This window comes from Sinorhizobium sojae CCBAU 05684 (genome assembly GCF_002288525.1).
Taxonomy (GTDB): domain Bacteria; phylum Pseudomonadota; class Alphaproteobacteria; order Rhizobiales; family Rhizobiaceae; genus Sinorhizobium; species Sinorhizobium sojae.
This window is the reverse complement of the sequence record NZ_CP023067.1, coordinates 1,499,291-1,516,063: the sequence shown is the minus strand read 5'-3', so window position 1 is coordinate 1,516,063 and position 16,773 is coordinate 1,499,291. Positions and strand designations below refer to the sequence as shown.

15 protein-coding genes are annotated in these 16,773 nt (G+C 61.7%); 7 read left to right on the top strand and 8 right to left on the bottom strand.

Annotated elements, in window-relative coordinates; all coding sequences use genetic code 11:
- The first annotated feature begins 259 nt into the window (after positions 1-259).
- Entirely contained in the window at positions 260-784 is a 525-nt protein-coding gene (locus SJ05684_RS07545; RefSeq protein WP_034854823.1) for a single-stranded DNA-binding protein, read from the top strand.
- Between the two features lie 103 nt (positions 785-887).
- Here SJ05684_RS07545 and SJ05684_RS07540 read toward each other — a convergent pair whose 3' ends face one another.
- A complete protein-coding gene (locus SJ05684_RS07540; protein ID WP_034854822.1) occupies positions 888-1,517 on the bottom strand; it encodes a MarC family protein in 630 nt (209 codons plus the stop codon).
- 328 nt (positions 1,518-1,845) lie between these two features.
- Here SJ05684_RS07540 and gyrA point away from each other — a divergent pair, with 328 nt between their 5' ends.
- Positions 1,846-4,629 (top strand): DNA gyrase subunit A, encoded by a 2,784-nt coding sequence (gene gyrA / locus SJ05684_RS07535; protein ID WP_034854821.1) that lies wholly within the window; start codon positions 1,846-1,848, stop codon positions 4,627-4,629.
- Between the two features lie 87 nt (positions 4,630-4,716).
- Here gyrA and SJ05684_RS07530 read toward each other — a convergent pair whose 3' ends face one another.
- The 4 genes from SJ05684_RS07530 to trxB form a co-directional block, all read right to left on the bottom strand.
- A complete protein-coding gene (locus SJ05684_RS07530) occupies positions 4,717-5,697 on the bottom strand; it encodes a transglycosylase SLT domain-containing protein (protein ID WP_034854820.1) in 981 nt (326 codons plus the stop codon).
- Positions 5,698-5,770: 73 nt separating this feature from the next.
- Positions 5,771-6,280 carry a GNAT family N-acetyltransferase gene (locus SJ05684_RS07525; RefSeq protein ID WP_034854819.1) on the bottom strand — a complete coding sequence of 170 codons (510 nt, stop codon included), beginning with the start codon at positions 6,278-6,280 and terminating at the stop codon, positions 5,771-5,773.
- Positions 6,281-7,039: 759 nt separating this feature from the next.
- On the bottom strand, positions 7,040-7,936 hold the full coding sequence (locus SJ05684_RS07520; protein WP_034854910.1) for a LysR family transcriptional regulator VtlR: 897 nt from the start codon (positions 7,934-7,936) through the stop codon (positions 7,040-7,042).
- Positions 7,937-8,053: 117 nt separating this feature from the next.
- On the bottom strand, positions 8,054-9,028 hold the full coding sequence (gene trxB, locus SJ05684_RS07515; RefSeq protein ID WP_034854909.1) for a thioredoxin-disulfide reductase: 975 nt from the start codon (positions 9,026-9,028) through the stop codon (positions 8,054-8,056).
- Positions 9,029-9,508: 480 nt separating this feature from the next.
- On the opposite strand from trxB, the gene SJ05684_RS07505 reads away from it, so the two are divergent.
- The 4 genes from SJ05684_RS07505 (at position 9,509) to SJ05684_RS07490 (ending at position 12,968) form a co-directional block, all read left to right on the top strand.
- Positions 9,509-9,979 (top strand): Lrp/AsnC family transcriptional regulator, encoded by a 471-nt coding sequence (locus SJ05684_RS07505; RefSeq protein WP_034854817.1) that lies wholly within the window; start codon positions 9,509-9,511, stop codon positions 9,977-9,979.
- A gap of 106 nt (positions 9,980-10,085) precedes the next feature.
- Entirely contained in the window at positions 10,086-10,898 is an 813-nt protein-coding gene (locus SJ05684_RS07500) for a glycosyltransferase family 2 protein (protein ID WP_034854908.1), read from the top strand.
- A 19-nt stretch (positions 10,899-10,917) separates the two neighbouring features.
- On the top strand, positions 10,918-11,949 hold the full coding sequence (locus tag SJ05684_RS07495; RefSeq protein WP_034854907.1) for a glycosyltransferase: 1,032 nt from the start codon (positions 10,918-10,920) through the stop codon (positions 11,947-11,949).
- A complete protein-coding gene (locus tag SJ05684_RS07490) occupies positions 11,946-12,968 on the top strand; it encodes a glycosyltransferase (protein ID WP_034854816.1) in 1,023 nt (340 codons plus the stop codon). Before SJ05684_RS07495 ends, SJ05684_RS07490 begins: the two co-directional genes overlap by 4 nt.
- Positions 12,969-12,985: 17 nt before the next feature.
- On the opposite strand, the gene SJ05684_RS07485 is transcribed toward SJ05684_RS07490, so the two are convergent.
- Positions 12,986-14,041, bottom strand: coding sequence for a glycosyltransferase family 4 protein (locus tag SJ05684_RS07485; protein WP_034854905.1), 1,056 nt, complete (start codon positions 14,039-14,041; stop codon positions 12,986-12,988).
- Between the two features lie 80 nt (positions 14,042-14,121).
- A complete protein-coding gene (gene greA / locus SJ05684_RS07480) occupies positions 14,122-14,598 on the bottom strand; it encodes a transcription elongation factor GreA (protein WP_034854815.1) in 477 nt (158 codons plus the stop codon).
- Positions 14,599-14,896: 298 nt separating this feature from the next.
- On the opposite strand from greA, the gene SJ05684_RS07475 reads away from it, so the two are divergent.
- Entirely contained in the window at positions 14,897-16,378 is a 1,482-nt protein-coding gene (locus SJ05684_RS07475; RefSeq protein WP_050980006.1) for an MFS transporter, read from the top strand.
- Between the two features lie 46 nt (positions 16,379-16,424).
- On the opposite strand, the gene SJ05684_RS07470 is transcribed toward SJ05684_RS07475, so the two are convergent.
- Positions 16,425-16,727, bottom strand: coding sequence for a DUF6894 family protein (locus tag SJ05684_RS07470; protein ID WP_034854903.1), 303 nt, complete (start codon positions 16,725-16,727; stop codon positions 16,425-16,427).
- Positions 16,728-16,773: the final 46 nt, after the last annotated feature.

Genomic DNA, 16,773 nt, shown 5'->3' with positions numbered 1-16,773 from the left:
TCAGCTTTGCAGGTCGGTTGAAGCCTCCTATGTAATGACGACTGCGCCCATGTCGAGGCGCAAACGGCGAAGAGGCCAATCAATTGCGATTCGGTTGACAGGATAATAGGCAATCGCTAGAACAAAAAAAGAACAAATATCAGCTGTGGATTACGCCCGGCGCGGGGGCGTATAGACGGCGACGGGCCGCTAAGATGCGCGCTCTTGAGACATGGGAAAGCCGGGCCGGCGGTTCGGCGGCAAGCACGGGAAAAGTGATATGGCTGGCAGCGTCAACAAGGTGATCTTGATCGGAAATGTCGGGGCAGACCCAGAGATCCGGCGCACGCAGGACGGCCGGCCGATCGCCAATCTGCGCATTGCGACCTCCGAAAGCTGGCGCGACCGCAACAGCGGTGAGCGCCGCGAGAAGACGGAATGGCATACTGTCGTCGTCTTCAACGAGGGCCTCTGCAAGGTCGTCGAGCAATATGTGAAGAAGGGCGCCAAGCTCTACATCGAAGGACAACTGCAGACCCGCAAATGGCAGGACCAGAACGGCAATGACCGCTACACGACCGAAATCGTGCTGCAGGGCTTCAATTCGACGCTGACGATGCTCGACGGCCGCAGCGAGGGCGGCGGGGCGGGCCGCGGCGGCAGCGACTACGGCGGAAGCCTCGGTGGTGGCGGCTACGAGGATTACGACCAGCCGCGACAGTCCTCCGGCGGACGCGCCGGCGGCCAGCCGAACCAGGGCGGCGGCAACTTCTCGCGCGATCTCGACGACGACATTCCGTTCTGATCAAGCAATGGCGCTGTGTGGGGCCTTACGGCGCCGCGCGTCCGTCAAGCAGCAGAATCCGTTCGGCCCGTTTCGAAGCGGGCCGTTTGCGTTTCTCGAACGATCAGATGCCAAAGGCAGCGCGTACGCCGTCGACCACGAATTGCACCGCGAGTGCCGCAAGGATGACGCCCAGCAGGCGGGTGAGGATCGCGCGCCCGGTGACGCCGAGAAAGCGGTCGACCCGTTCGGCGATCACCAGCGCCAGAAACAGAAGCGCCATGGAGACCGCGATAACGGTAAGAAGCTGCACGCGATCGAGGACGGAGGGGAAGGAACTGCCGAGCAGGATGGTCGCCGAAATTGCCCCCGGTCCGGCGATCAGGGGCAGGGCAAGCGGGAAGACCGCAATATTGTGAATGTGATCCTTGGTGACGGCCGCCTCACCGGTCTTTTCCTTTCTTTCCTGGCGCCGCTCGAAGATCATCTCGAAGGCGATCCAGAACAGCAGCAGGCCGCCTGCGATCCGGAAGGCACCGATCGAGATGCCGAGCAGGCCGAGAATGCCGTCGCCGAATAGAGCAAAGGCTGCAAGGATGACGAAGGCGATCAGCGAACCGCGCGTCGCAACCTGAATACGCTGCTGCCGATTCAAACCGACGGTGAGACTCAAGAAGATCGGCGCCAGACCCGGCGGGTCGAGCGTCACGAGGAGTGTCGTCAGCGCATTGATCAGCAGGTCGGCATTGAACATCCGTTCCCCCCTTGAGGCATCCCGGCTGGTCCGGATTGTGGAGCCGCATTGTTAGGCAAGCCATGCGCGCTTGGAAAGGGGCGGGCAGGGCGCCGTCGAACGAGGCACCCAGAGGCCGCTCTAGCCCTCTGAATTACTGTTGGTTCCCGAAGTCGATTTCAGTGGCCAAGCGTACTGCGATGGCTTAAACCGGCACGGCGCGCCACATGCCTCAGAAAAGCCCGCTCCGGCGGCGAAAGACTGTTCAAAACCTTCCGCCAAATTGGCGCGCAAAGCCGCATTCGGCTATAAAGAACCGACTGATTCTTAACAAAGATCGTGATCGACATTGACTGAACAAAGCACTCCCGGCGGCGGAAAGAATCCGCCAGGCATCGAGCCGATTTCCATCATCGAGGAAATGCAGCGGTCCTACCTGGATTACGCCATGAGCGTGATCGTCTCCCGCGCGCTTCCCGATGTGCGCGACGGGCTGAAGCCGGTCCACCGGCGCATCCTCTACGGGATGAGCGAACTCGGCATCGACTGGAACAAGAAATACGTCAAATGCGCCCGGGTGACCGGTGACGTGATGGGTAAATACCATCCGCACGGCAATATGGCGATCTACGATGCCCTGGCGCGCATGGCGCAGGATTGGTCGCTGAGGCTGCCGCTGATCGACGGCCAGGGCAATTTCGGCTCGGTGGACGGCGACCCGCCTGCGGCCGAGCGTTATACCGAATGCCGGCTGCAGAAGGCGGCCCATTCGCTGCTCGACGATCTGGACAAGGAAACGGTCGATTTTCGCGAGAATTACGACGGCACCCTGCAGGAGCCGGTCGTCGTCCCGGCGAAATTTCCGAACCTGCTCGTCAATGGCGCCGGCGGCATCGCCGTCGGCATGGCAACCAATATTCCGCCGCACAATCTCGGCGAAGTCATCGATGCATGCATCGCTCTGATCGACGATCCGGCAATCGAACTGCCGGAACTGATGCAGATCATCCCGGGTCCGGACTTCCCGACGGGCGCGCTGATTCTCGGCCGCGCCGGCATTCGCCAGGCCTACGAGACCGGCCGCGGTTCTGTCATCATGCGCGGCCGTGCCCATGTCGAACCGATGCGCGGCGACCGTGAGCAGATCATCATCACCGAAATCCCCTACCAGGTGAACAAGGCGACGATGATCGAGAAGATGGCCGAACTGGTGCGCGACAAGCGCATCGAGGGCATCTCCGATCTTCGCGACGAGTCGGACCGGCAGGGCTACCGCGTCGTCATCGAGCTGAAGCGCGATGCCAATGCCGATGTGATCCTCAACCAGCTTTATCGCTACACGCCGCTGCAGACGTCTTTCGGCTGTAACATGGTGGCACTGAACGGCGGCAAGCCGGAACAGATGACGCTGCTCGACATGCTGCGCGCCTTCGTCTCGTTCCGCGAGGATGTCGTTAGCCGGAGAACAAAATACCTGCTGCGCAAGGCTCGCGAGCGGGCGCATGTCCTGGTCGGCCTCGCCATCGCCGTCGCCAATATCGACGAGGTGATCAAGCTTATCCGCCACGCGCCCGATCCGCAGAGCGCGCGCGAACAACTGATGGAGCGTCGCTGGCCGGCGCATGAGGTCGACGCGCTGATCCGGCTGATCGACGATCCGCGTCACCGCATCAATGACGACGACACCTACAACCTCTCGGAAGAGCAGGCGCGCGCCATTCTCGAACTCCGCCTGCAACGCCTGACCGCGCTTGGCCGGGACGAGATCGGCGAGGAGCTCAACAAGATCGGCGAGGAAATCCGGGAATATCTCGATATCCTCTCCTCGCGACTGCGCATCATGCAGATTGTCAAGGACGAGCTCGCCGCCGTCCGCGACGAATTCGGCACGCCGCGCCGCACCGAGATCGCCGATGGCGGTCCGGACATGGACGACGAGGATCTCATCGCCCGGGAGGACATGGTCGTGACCGTGTCGCATCTCGGTTACATCAAGCGTGTGCCGCTGACCACCTATCGTGCTCAGCGCCGCGGCGGCAAGGGTCGCTCCGGCATGGCAACGCGCGACGAGGATTTCGTTACCCGGCTATTCGTGGCCAACACCCATACGCCGGTCCTGTTCTTCTCCTCGCGAGGTATCGTCTACAAGGAAAAGGTCTGGCGGCTGCCGATCGGCACCCCGCAATCGCGCGGCAAGGCGCTGATCAACATGCTGCCGCTTAGTCCCGGCGAACGCATCACCACAATCATGCCGCTGCCGGAGGACGAGACGACCTGGGAAAACCTGGACGTCATGTTCTCGACGACGCGCGGCACCGTCCGGCGCAACAAGCTTTCCGACTTCGTCCAGGTCAACCGCAACGGCAAGATCGCGATGAAGTTCGATGAGGAGGGCGACGAAATCCTCTCGGTCGACACCTGCACCGAGTTCGACGACGTGCTGCTGACGACGGCCCTCGGCCAATGCATCCGCTTCCCGGTCTCCGACGTGCGCGTTTTCGCCGGGCGCAATTCGATCGGCGTGCGTGGCATTTCGCTCGGGGACGGCGACCGGATTATCTCGATGGCGATCGTCGCCCATGTGGATGCCGAGCCTTGGGAACGCGCCGCCTATCTGCGGCGGTCGGCGGCCGAAAGGCGCGCCGCAACCGGCGAGGACGAAGAGATCGTGCTGGTCGGCGAGGAGGTCACCAATGGCGGCGAACTCACCAACGAGCGCTATGAGGAGCTCAAGGCACGCGAGCAGTTCGTGCTGACGCTCTCGGAAAAGGGATTCGGCAAGCGGTCCTCGTCCTATGATTTCCGCACCTCCGGTCGCGGCGGCAAGGGCATCCGCGCCACCGACACCTCCAAGACCGCCGAGATCGGCGAACTGGTCGCGGCATTCCCGATCGAGCATAACGACCAGATCATGCTCGTTTCCAACGGTGGACAGCTGATCCGCGTGCCGGTCGACGGTATTCGACTGGCAAGCCGTGCCACCAAGGGTGTCACGATCTTCTCGACCGCAAAGGACGAGAAGGTGGTCTCGGTCGAACGGATCAGCGAGCCGGAGGGCGAGGACGGGATCGAGGAAGTCGTGACCGCCGGCGAGGCCATCGTCGCCGAGCCACCTGCAGACGCGGAAGACTGATCCGCGACAGACAACCAAGCCCGCCTGACCGGCGGGCTTTTTCATAACCAACCTTTATTCATGGCGGCGCAAACGCCGAACTCCCCGTCAATTCTTGAAGACGATACAGGACCCGCCGCTCCGGCGAACGGCGGCGCATAACTTATCCGCCTCGGCGCGCGTCTGGCGGCCGATCCGGGCGGCGTACCGGCTTCTCGCTCCGAAGCCGCCGTTGCGCTCCCGCACGAGCAGGGCCTTTTCACTGCTGATCGGCGCCGGCAGCCGCTTCACGGCATTCAGGAACATTCGCTGGGCGACGGCTTTCTGGAAATGCGCCGCCAGCTGAACGCCCCAGGGCGCCCAGGCCGCCTCGTCGGCAACGGCGATCTCACGCAACCGGCGGGTGTTCGCAAGCGCGACGCAGCCCTCCAGGAAGCTCTTATCCTTGTCGAGCGAGAGGTCGAGCGCCTTCGGCGGGTTATCGCGCCAGTCCTCGACCGGATGGGCCGTGATCGCCAGGACATAGTTGCGCGTCTCATAGGGCAGCCGGTCCCTCTCCAGGAAACGCTCGAGCCCGGCCTCGCCGGCATTGTAGGCCGCCGCTGCAAATCCCAGATTGCCGTAGCGAAGCTTGAGTTCGCTCAGATACTCGGCCGACTTTCCGAGTGCGGCTACCGCGTCGAAACTGTTGGGGAGGCCCCGCAATTTTGCCGTTGCCGGCATAAACTGGGCGATCCCCTCGGCTCCCTTGGGACTGACGGCGTCCGGTTGGAAAAGACTCTCGCGCCAAATCAAGCGGGCGAAAAAGGCCGCAGGGAGACCATTGGTTTCGGCGTAATGCTTGATGATGCCACAGACGTCGCGTGCGAAATTCTCACGCCTTATGCAAAGACGGACCGACGGATTTGCTGCCGAGTTGCCGGCATAGAGGCATTTTCGCGGAACGGGCGCATCGGTCCGCGCCTCGGCAGGGCCGCTGACACCGACGGCGTGCCAGATGGCCATGGCGGCTGCTCCGGCAGCGCGCGCCAGACGTCCCATTCGGTTGCTCCAGAAGTGGCATCTGCCCGCTCTGCCTTGTTCGACCATGCGGCTCCTCAGCGACGACCGAGTGAGCAAAAATAGCATCTTCGCCGCCGGCGGGAAACCACCGCGGCGTCCGTCAATCGGGTGAGCCTGTGCGCAGTATCAACTGCATGAAGGTCAGATCGAGCCAGCGGCCGAATTTGGTGCCGACCTCCCGCATATGACCGGTCTGTTGGAAGCCCAGCCGTTCATGCAGATGGATCGAGGGGTGGTTGCCCGACTCGATCCCGGCGACCATCACATGCTTTCCGAGCGCCTCGGCCCTTTCGATCAGTGCCAGCATCAACGCCTGGCCGATGCCGGCGCCGCGCTGGTCCCGACGCACATAAACCGAATGCTCAACCGTATGGCGGTAACCGTCGAACGCGCGCCATTCGCCGAGGGACGCATAGCCGACGACCTCATCCGCCTCGGAAAGGGCGACAAGCACCGGAAATCCCGCGGCATTGCGCGCCTTCAGCCAGGCCCTACGGTTGGCAATGTCGACGAGAGTTTCGTTCCAGATCGCCGTCGTATTCGCCACCGCATCGTTGTAAATGTCACAAATCGCCTGGAGATCGGCGTCGGCCGCATTCCTGATGTGCACGTTGTCTTCCTTCCATGCAAAGTGACGAGCGCCTGCACGACCGATATGGCAGTAAACATTCCGTCCGCCGGCAGCAATGTGAATCAGCCGCGTCGAGGCAGGTGCGCGGGAAAGCCACCGAGGCGGCGATCATCGTGCGCGCCTGATCTGACGGTACAGCGCCGTGCGTCTTTGCAGGCGCGCAAAGGTCGCTGTAATGCCTTGAATCCGCGCATCGGCCTTCGCCAGGGCAAAAAAAAGGGCCGCAAGAGAACTTGGGCCCTATCAGTTGTGAAGGTTTGAAAACCTTCAGAGGGGAACGGCTGCTGCAGCGGCCGGGGAGGAGAAAGCCGCCAAATGCATCAGCCAAAAGAGATATGGGGAGCATCAAGTCCGCTTTCAATAGCCTCCCCATGCGAAATCTCAACTGGGGGGTGTGCGGATAGCGAACAAAAAAAGAGGGCCGCAAGAAAACTTGGGCCCTTTGTAGTTGTGAAGGTAATTAGAACCTCCAGAGGGGAACAGCTGCTGCGGTGGCACTGGGAGGAGAAGCCACCAAAGATGCATCAGCTGTTTTTGGTATGCTGTTTTTTTGGGCGACGAGCAATCATTTAATATGCATGTCAGCCATGCCGTGCGCGCATCGCTGCATATTTTTGCGGCGAACAATGGAACTGATCCAGATCGAATTCTCCCCGGCGACAGGAATAAACGCCAGGAAAACAGCAGCTTAGCGCTCGCACAGACATACGCCCAGAAAGCGAGCAACTGTCCCGTCCGTCAAAAACTCCAATTCCGGGCCTTGGCGACGATATAGTCACGGAAGACCTTCAGCTTCGCCGAGTTTTTCAATTCGTCCGGATAGCAGAAATAGGTATCGAAAGAGGGGATCTCGGCACTGATCGGCAGCTGGATCAAGCCGGGGTCGCGACCGACGATATAGTCGGGCAGCATGGCGATTCCGATTCCGAGCAGGCAGGCGCGCTTGATGGACGTCTGGCTGTTGATCTGCAGGTGCGAGACGCGCGGATTGTCCGGATCGCGGCCGGCGATTTCCAGCCAGTTCACGTCAAGCAAATAGTTCGGGGCCGGCTCGCCGAAAGTGATGATGCGGTGGTTGTCCAGCTCCTCGAGCGTGTGAGGCTCGCCGTGCTTGTTGATATAGGACGGCGCCGCGTAGATATGCATGTGCACGGTGAACAGCTTGCGTTGGATCAGATCCGACTGCTGTGGCTGGCGCAGCCGGATCGCGCAGTCGGCATGCCGCATGTTCACATCAAGCTCTTCGTTGTCGAGAATGAGCTGTACCTGCACATCCGGATAAAGGGTCATGAACTCCTGGATCTTGTCGGTCAGCCAGCCCTGGCCAAGACCGACCGTCGTGGTGATGCGCAGCTTGCCGCTTGGCCTGTCGGTGGTTTCGCTCAGCTGCGCCTTGATGCTTTCGAGCTTCATCAGCACCTCGTGTGCGGTGCGGTAAAGCATTTCGCCCTGTTCCGTCAGGATCAGGCCGCGGGCGTGGCGATGAAACAGCTTGATGCCGACATCCTGCTCGAGCGCACTGACCTGGCGACTGATCGCAGATTGCGACAGATGGAGCTTGTCTGCCGCATGCGTGAACGATCCGGCCTCGGCCGCCGCGTGAAATATGCGCAGTTTGTCCCAGTCGAGCGCCATGACTTCCCCCATAAAGGATCGCTCGGAGGAACCGGGCGGCGTCCTCCGGGCGGCACCGATGCTTCTGTTCCCACACGAAGCCGCGCCTTGAGAGGCGTCGGCCCGCTTTTGCAGCTTCTATTCGGCTGCAATTGCGACGGGCATATGACCCGCCAGATATTTCTCCGCCTCAAGCGCCGCCATGCAGCCCATCCCCGCGGCGGTAACCGCTTGACGATAAACGTCGTCGGTGACGTCGCCTGCGGCAAAAACGCCCGGAACATCGGTCGCGGTCGAATCGGGCGCGGTCCAGAGATAACCATTCGGCTTTTGGCGAAGCTTGCCCTTGAAGAGTTCCACGGCCGGCGCATGGCCGATCGCGACGAAGACCCCGTCGGCCGCCATTTCGGTGACTTCGCCGGTCTTGGTGTTCCGGAGCTTCACGCCGTTGACCGAGGCGGGCATCGGCGGGTTTGCCGGTGCGCCGAGATATTCGATCACCTCGTGGTCCCAGACGATCTTCACGTTCGGCTTGGCGAAAAGACGCTCCTGCAGGATCTTTTCTGCCCGGAATGCGTCACGACGGTGGACCACCGTTACCGTCTTTGCCAGGTTCGAGAGATACAGTGCCTCTTCCACGGCGGAGTTGCCGCCGCCGACCACGATGACGTCCTTGTTGCGGTAGAAAAATCCGTCGCAGGTGGCGCAAGCGGAAACGCCGAAGCCCATGAAGGTCTGCTCGGTCTCGATGCCGAGCCACTTGGCCTTGGCGCCGGTGGCGATGATCAGTGTGTCGGTCGTCCACTCGGCGCCACTATCGGTCCTGACGCGAAAGGGGCGGACGGAGAGATCGACATCGGTCACGATATCATTGACGATCTCGGTGCCGACATGGATAGCCTGCTTCAGCATCTGCTCCATCATCCAGGGACCCTGCACCGGATCGGCATAGCCCGGATAGTTCTCGACATCCGTGGTGATCATCAATTGCCCACCCTGTTCCATGCCGGCGATGAGCACGGGCGAAAGCATGGCACGCGCCGTATAAATCGCGGCGGTGTAGCCGGCAGGGCCGGAACCGATGATCAGCACTTTGGTGTGGCGGGCGGTCATGCTTGTGTCCTTCATTCGCCGGAAGATCTGCTGGGCATTATCCGGTGGGTTCTGCAAGTGGCAAAAAATATCGCCTTACTTTAGGTATTCACAGCCCGGACTTTCAAGGGCGCCTCCGCTGATACACACAAGTGCTTGCGCCTGCACCAGGAAATTGACACCAGATCGGGAATTTTGCCGCGTTTCCGCCGGAATTTCTCGACCGCGGTCGCCGGCAGCTTGGCCGCCCCGCAGCGAGGGGCGCCGAAGGTGCCCGTGCATGCGTCCGCCCGCGCTCTCTCTCCTCGGCGCGATTACGTGCAGGGGACGCATGCAGCTTCGCTTGCCAAGCCTTCGCCGGACGGTGTGTTTTCAGCGTCGGTGGCGCGCTCGCCGTGTGCCTTGCCGAGGATTTCCGCTGTTTCCTTGCGATTGCGATATCTATATGGCGAAGAACGGGCCTCCAGGAGCGAGGCAAGCAGAGATTGGGGATATTGGGCAATGGCCATACGCGTCGACCTCGATGCCATCGACATGAAGATCCTGCGGGAGTTGCAGGGAAACGGCCGGATGACGAATGTGGAGCTTGCCGAGCGGGTCGGGATTTCAGCACCTCCCTGCCTGCGCCGCGTCCGCAAGCTCGAAGAGTCCGGCGTCATTCGCGGCTATCGCGCGCTCCTCAATGCTTCGGCGCTTGGATACGATCTCGTCGCCTTTTGCATGGTCGGGCTCAAGCACCAGTCGGATGCCAACCTCAAGGCCTTCGCGGCGCGAACGGCGTCGTGGCCGCTCGTACGCGAAGCCTGGATGGTTTCCGGCGAGTCCGACTTTCTCCTGCAGTGCGTGGCCGAGAACCTTGCGACCTTTCAAGATTTCGTTATTGAAGAACTCACCGCGACCGACAATGTCGACACGGTTCGAACGATGCTGACGATCCGCCAGGTCAAGGACGCCTGTCAGGTCGAGATCTAGGGTCTGTTGAGACTTCTCCATCCCAGGTTTTGCTAGGCGGAACGAATTGAAACATCTGCAGGACGAAAGCCCGGATGTGGCGGGAAAGGTGAGAAGGAGCTCTGCCATCGTGCCGAAGCTCCCGCTCTCGGCTTTCATCATCTGCCTCAACGAAGAGGCCTATCTCGGCAATTGCATCGAGAGCCTCGAACAATGCGCCGAGATCGTGATCGTCGATTCCGGCTCGAAGGACGGCACGGTCGCCCTGGTGCAATCCTATATCGACAAGGGCTGGCCCATCCGCTTCATGTACGAGCCCTGGCGGGGCTATGCCGGGCAGAAGCAGTTCGCCCTTGAGCAATGCCGTGAACCCTGGTGCTTCAACATCGATGCCGATGAGCGCTTCGACGGGCCGCTCAAGGCTTTGCTGCCCTCGCTTCTCGCCGCCCCGGATGACATCGTCGGCTGGAGGGTGGCGCGGCGCCCATATTTGATCGGCTACGGCTATACGCCCGAGAAAGTCCATGAACGCCGCAATCTTCGACTGATCCGCAACGGACGCGGGCGCTACGATCTCGGCCAGAAGGTGCATGAAGGGATCATTCCGGACGGCAAGGTCGGTGCGGCCGGGGCCGGCAGCCTTTTGCATTATCGGCCGCTGATCATCGACGAGCAGATCCTCAAGGAAAACAAATACTCAACGCTCAAGGCCGACCAGCATTCCGCCGAGGGAAGACCGCCGCGGCCCTACAAGCTGCTCTTCGGCCCGCCTCTCTATTTCTACCGGCTCTATTTCCGCAACGGCCTGTGGCGCTGCGGCTTTCCCGGTTTCATCGAGGCAATGACCGGGGCCGTTTATGCATTCCTGACCGCTGCCAAGGCTTACCAACGGCACGCGCTGAAAGCGCGGCCGAATATTGACGATGCGCTTTCCCGCTGAAGGCTCCAAAGGCGACCATATGAAAGTCATGCATATTCACTTTGGCAAGGAAGGGGGCGCGGAACGTTTCTTCGTGAACCTGGTCAACGCCTTGCATGAAAGGGGCGTGGAGCAACGCGCACTGATCCGACCCGGGCGCAGCTGGCGCAACCAGATCGAGGGCAGCGCGAAAATCTATGAGGGCACGTTCCGCCGCATTTCCCTGTCGCGATTCCTGCTGCAGTGGAGAATGCAGCGCATATTGAGGGACTTCCGGCCGGATGTGATCATGGCATGGCAATTGCGCGCGAGCCGGTTCATGCCCGCCTATAAGGGGGCCTATCGCATCTCGCGCCTCGGCGACTACCCCGAACATCTCGACTACTACGGCAATGTCGAGACGCTGGTGTGCATTACGCCCGACATGGCGGCCAAGGTACGCGCACTCGGATGGAAGCGGGATGTAGAGGTGATCGCCAATTTCACGCGTGCCGTCCCGGTCGCGCCGGTTGCGCGCTCGGGCATGCGGACGCCGGATGAAGCCTTTGTGGTTGTCGGCATGGGGCGTTTCGTCAAGCGCAAGGGTTTCGACGGCCTTCTCCGGGCCGTCAAAATGATCGACGGCGCCTATCTGTGGCTCATCGGCGATGGACCCGAACGAGAACAGCTGGAAAGGCTGACCGATGAACTCGGTCTGCGCGATCGCGTGCGTTTCGCCGGGTGGCAGACCAATGCCTATGGCTATCTGGCGGCCGGCGATGTCTTTGTCATCAACTCATCGCACGAACCGCTCGGCAATGTCTGCTTCGAGGGCTGGGGCGCCGGCAAACCGACGGTTGCTTCGCGGGCAGAGGGTCCTTCCTGGGTCATGACGAACGAGGCCGATGCATTGCTGGTGGATTGCGGCGATGACGAAGGACTCGCGAATTCTATCCGCAGAGTGCGCGATGACCCGGCCCTTCGCCAAAAGCTGAGTATAGGCGGTCGCGAGACGCTGCGCGCGCGGTTCTCCGAAGAAGCGATCACCAATGCCTATCTCGAGCTTTTTGCCAAAGGTGTGGCCCGCCAATGAAAGTGATGCATTTTCATTTCGGCAAGGACGGCGGCGCGGAGCGCTTTTTCGTCAATCTCGTAAACGCGCTCGCCGAACGGGGAGTCGAGCAGACGTCCATTATCCGCCCCGGACGTACTTGGCGGCGGGAGGTCGAGGGTGCCACGAAGATCACGGAAAGCAATTTCCGCAACCTCTCGCTTGATCGCCTGCTCTTGCCGCGCAAGGCCCTGCGCATGGCAGAGCAGGGCAGGCCGGACGCACTGATGGCATGGGCGCCGCGCGCCAGCGAACTCATGCCCCCCTACGACGGCTGCATCAGGATTTCGCGGCTTGGCGACTACCCGAAGCGCCTCGACTATTTCAAGAACACGGACTGCCTCGTCTGCAACACGCCGGGCATAGCCGAACACGTCCGCAACCTTGGCTGGACGCGGCAAATAGAGGTCATATCGAACTTCACCGGCACGGAGCGGGTGCCGGCAAAGGACCGGGCCGCGCTTGACACACCAGCCAATGCTCCGCTGATCCTGTCGATGGGGCGCTTCGTCGAACGCAAGGGGTTCCACACTCTGATCGAGGCTGTTGCCAAATTGCACGACGCCTATCTCTGGCTTCTCGGCGACGGCGAGGAGCGCGACAATCTGCAAAAGCTTGCGGCCGACCTCGGCGTTTCCAACCGGGTGCGATTCGCGGGTTGGCAGGAGGATACCAGGCCGTTCCTCGCCGCCGCAGACATTTTTGTGATGCCGTCCAGCCACGAGCCGCTCGGCAATGTCATCCTCGAAGCCTGGGCCCAGAACACGCCGGTGGTCTCCAGCCGAGCCGAAGGACCGCAATGGTTCATGCGCGACGGCGACAATGGCCTGATGGTGGACATCGGGGATGCCGACGGGTTTGCGCGTGCGATCGAGCAGATCTCCAATGATCGCGTGCTCGGAACCAGGCTCGCCGAGCGCGGATACGAGACGCTGATCGGCCAGTTCTCCAAGGCGGCGATCACGGATGCCTATCTGAAACTGTTCGCTTCGAAGCGATAGGCCACCGGATCAGCGGATCAGCGCATCAGCGTCTCGTACACCGCACCAATGGCGCGAGCCTCGCCCTCGATGGCGAAGCCCTTGGAGGCCCGCGCGCGTGAATTGGTGCCCGCGGCGGCAAGCCGCGCCGCATCGTCCATGAAGCCCGCCGCACCATCAACCATCGCCTGCAGGTCCCCGGCGGGGACGAGGACGCCGGTTTCCTCGGACTCTTCCGCGATCAGTTCGGCAAATGCGCCGACGTCGGCGGCGACGACGGGCACGCCCGTTGCCATCGCCTCGAGCGGCGTCAGCCCGAAACCTTCCCAGCGCTGCGGCGCGATGAAGAGATCGAGGGCTCGATACCAGTCGGGAATGTTGGTGTGCTCGCCGACAAAGAGAATGCGCTCCGTGAGACCGGCTCTTGCGACACGGTCCTTGAGTTCCGCCTCGAAAGTGAGGTGAGGACCGGTCGCCCGTCCGGCAACGATCGCGCACCAATCCGGCCGGCAGGGCAGGAGGGCGATCATGCTGTCGACGAAGAGGTCTGTCCCCTTCTGATGGCGCACGCGGCCGAAACAACCGGCATATTTCTTCGAGGGGTCGAGGCCGAGACCACGTTTCGCCTCCGCCTTGTCAGCCGGCGGCCGGAACCGCTTCGTGTCGATCCCGTGCAGGATCACCGAGTTCGGCACGTCCAGATAGGCGGCCGTCTTGCCGCTCGTGGCAATCACCGCATCCATGCGGCGGATGAGGAACTTACTCCAGGCTGTATGTCGCCGCTGCGAAGCCGAGGTGAATACGATGCGGATCTTCATACCCAAGACGTCCCGGAGCAGGATCGCCGGCAGCATCTCGACATTGCGGCGTGCATGCCAGATGCGGCACGACCGCCCGGCCGGCGCGCTCCAGAGATGGACCAGGTCGCGATACCGGATCGAGGGTAATGTCGCGGGCAGACCCGGGCCGAGGACGGCGATCTTCTGACCCAAGGCCCGCTGCACCGGGATCAGTTGGATGATGGTCGAAGTGACTCCGGAGAGACGCCGCTTGAAGTTGGGCGCAATGATCTCGACGTCCCGGATATCGGCCACGAAAGCACGCTCCTCGCGCATACGAAGTCAATTGTGAAGGGGGGATGGGGGGCGCAATGGAATGCGCCCCGTCGGGCTGGTCAGCCCCAGTGAATGGCGAGAATTTCGTATGCCTTTGAGCCGCCGGGCGCGTTGACCTCGATCGAATCACCGACTTCCTTGCCGATCAGCGCACGGGCGATGGGGGAGGAAATGGAGATACGTCCGGCTTTGACGTCGGCTTCCTGATCGCCGACGATCTGGTAGGTCTTTTCCTCCTCGGTGTCCTCATCGATGAGCTTCACCCGCGCTCCGAACTTGATCTTCGATCCGGACATCTTCGACAGATCGATAACTTCGGCGCGCGCAATCAGATCCTCAAGCTCGCTGATTCGGCCCTCATTATGGCTCTGCGCTTCCTTGGCCGCATGGTATTCGGCGTTTTCCGATAAGTCGCCATGGGCGCGGGCCTCGGCGATCGCTTCGATGATTCGTGGGCGTTCTTCCTGCTGGCGCCAGCGCAGCTCCTCCTGCAGATTCGTAAATCCACCCTGGGTCATCGGAACTTTGTCGACCATTTCATTACCCTTCATCAAGCGCGCGGCGCCGCTTTTCAGCAGCGCCGACGCAAAAAGAAAACGGCCCCCGGAGCGAAAGCGCCGGAACCGTCCGCAACATCCGAACCGTCCTTATAGCAGAAACGGAAGCGCGAAAGCCAGATTTTTTGCCGCCATCACGCAGCCGCCAGGGGCGCACTACAGGTTGAAGGAGCCCCTTATCGAAAGGGACTATTGCGAAAAAATGCCTCTTTACCTCAACAGCACTTGAGGTTGTATCAGTGCTGGTTCCATGAACGCACGACAGGGAACCGGATCCATGAATTTAGCCGAACGGAATTTGACGGCTGCCGATGTTACACAGGAGGCGGAGGGGCGCTGGCGGGAGCTCTTGCAGCCCAACTTCTTGGCTGCGACCGTGACACTATGCCTCGGCGTGGCGCTCTTCGCCTTCAACGAATTCTTCGTCTCGACGGCATTGCCTTCGGCAGTCGCGGAATTTGGCGGAGCGGCATTGCTTTCCTGGGCATTCACGCTCTACCTCGTTTTCGCCATCGTCGGCGGCGCCTTGGCGGCTAATCTGAAAGCTAGGTTCGGCGCGCGCCGCACGCTGATCGTCGCAGCGCTTGTCTTCGTCACCGGCACCGTCATCGCCACGGCAGCGAGCGGCATGCCGCAGGTGCTCGCCGGCAGGTTGTTACAGGGGTTGGGAGAGGGGATCATCGCGGCGGTCTGCTACGCACTGATACCGGAGCTCTTCCCGCCGCGGCTCGTGCCCAAGATCTTCGGCGCGGAAGCGATCGTCTGGGCCACCTCCGCCTTTGCCGGGCCGCTCATTTCCGGCCTGCTCACCGAATATTGGTCCTGGCGCGCGGCCTTCTTCGTCAACGTGCCGGCCGCGGCAATCTTCATCGCGCTCGTCGTCGCGATCGTTCGCCAACCGGCGCAAGCCGGGAGAGCGGCAGGCTCAATTCCCTTGTTCCGGCTCCTTGGCTTCGGCTTCGGCATCCTGCTGATCTCGCTCTCGAACACCACAGGCAACGGGTACGCGATGACGGCCCTGCTGGTGACGACGCTCCTTATTTTCGTCGGCGCAATCCAGTTCGATCGCAGATCGTCCAACGCCATTCTGCCGTCCGATGCCTTTGCGACCGGCCGTCCGCTCGGCACGGGGCTATGGGTCATTCTCCTGATGCCGCTGGCTCAAGCGTCAGGCTCCGTCTACCTCGTCTATGCGATGCAACATCTTTGGGATTTCGGGCCGACTGCCGCCGGTTTCTCCAGCGCCCTGATGGCCATGTCCTGGAGTGCCACGGCCATATTGGTTGCCAGCCTGCGTTCGTATGAGTTCCGCGTTCAGTTGATCGGGACGGGACCCTTGCTTCTGATTCTTGGTCTCATCGGGTTGACACTCGCCGTCGAAACTGGCGAGCACCGCCTGATCTTCGTCAGCCAAATCGCGATCGGAACCGGCTTTGGCGTCTCATGGGGAACGCTCAGCCAGTTGTTGATGGACGTCGCGACCATTGGGGAACGCGACAAAACCTCCGCGCTTTTGCCAACGCTGCAATCGGCCGGCTACGCGATTGGCGCGGCCGTTTTCGGTTTGACCGCCAATGCCCGCGGTTTTGATGAAGGCGCCAGCGATCGCGTGATGACCGCGGCGTTGTCCGGCGTTTTCGCGCTCGGCTGCGTCATCGCCGCCGCTTCGCTTTTCTTCGGCATCAGGACCCTGCGGCTGATGCGGCGCGAAATCCGTACCGCGCCTTGCGGGCAATCAACTGCACAGAGATCGGCCTGAGCCGCCAGCGTTCGGATTGATCGAAATTCGTGACTGCGACCGCCGCTCAGAGGGCGGCGGTCGGTTTCGCGGCAGGATCGGCCGCATGGCGAACCGGGCGCGGATAGCGGCGGCCGATCAAGGCGAGTTGCTCGCGGCGACGGCCTTCCGATGGCAGAATGGTCGCCAAGAGGCCACCTTCGCTCGTGCGTACCTCGACTTTCAGCGATCCATAGTCTGCGTCGCGGCCGATCTTGTCGGCAATGCGCTGAGCATAGTAGAGCGCCGAACCTTCGTCGAAATGGGCGATACCCTCCTCATCAAGGAAGCGTTCATCGCCCCAATGAAGACCGAAGAAATAAAGCTGCACGTCATTGCCCCAATCCTGCGCGTCACCGGCCGATGCCGGCTTTCGT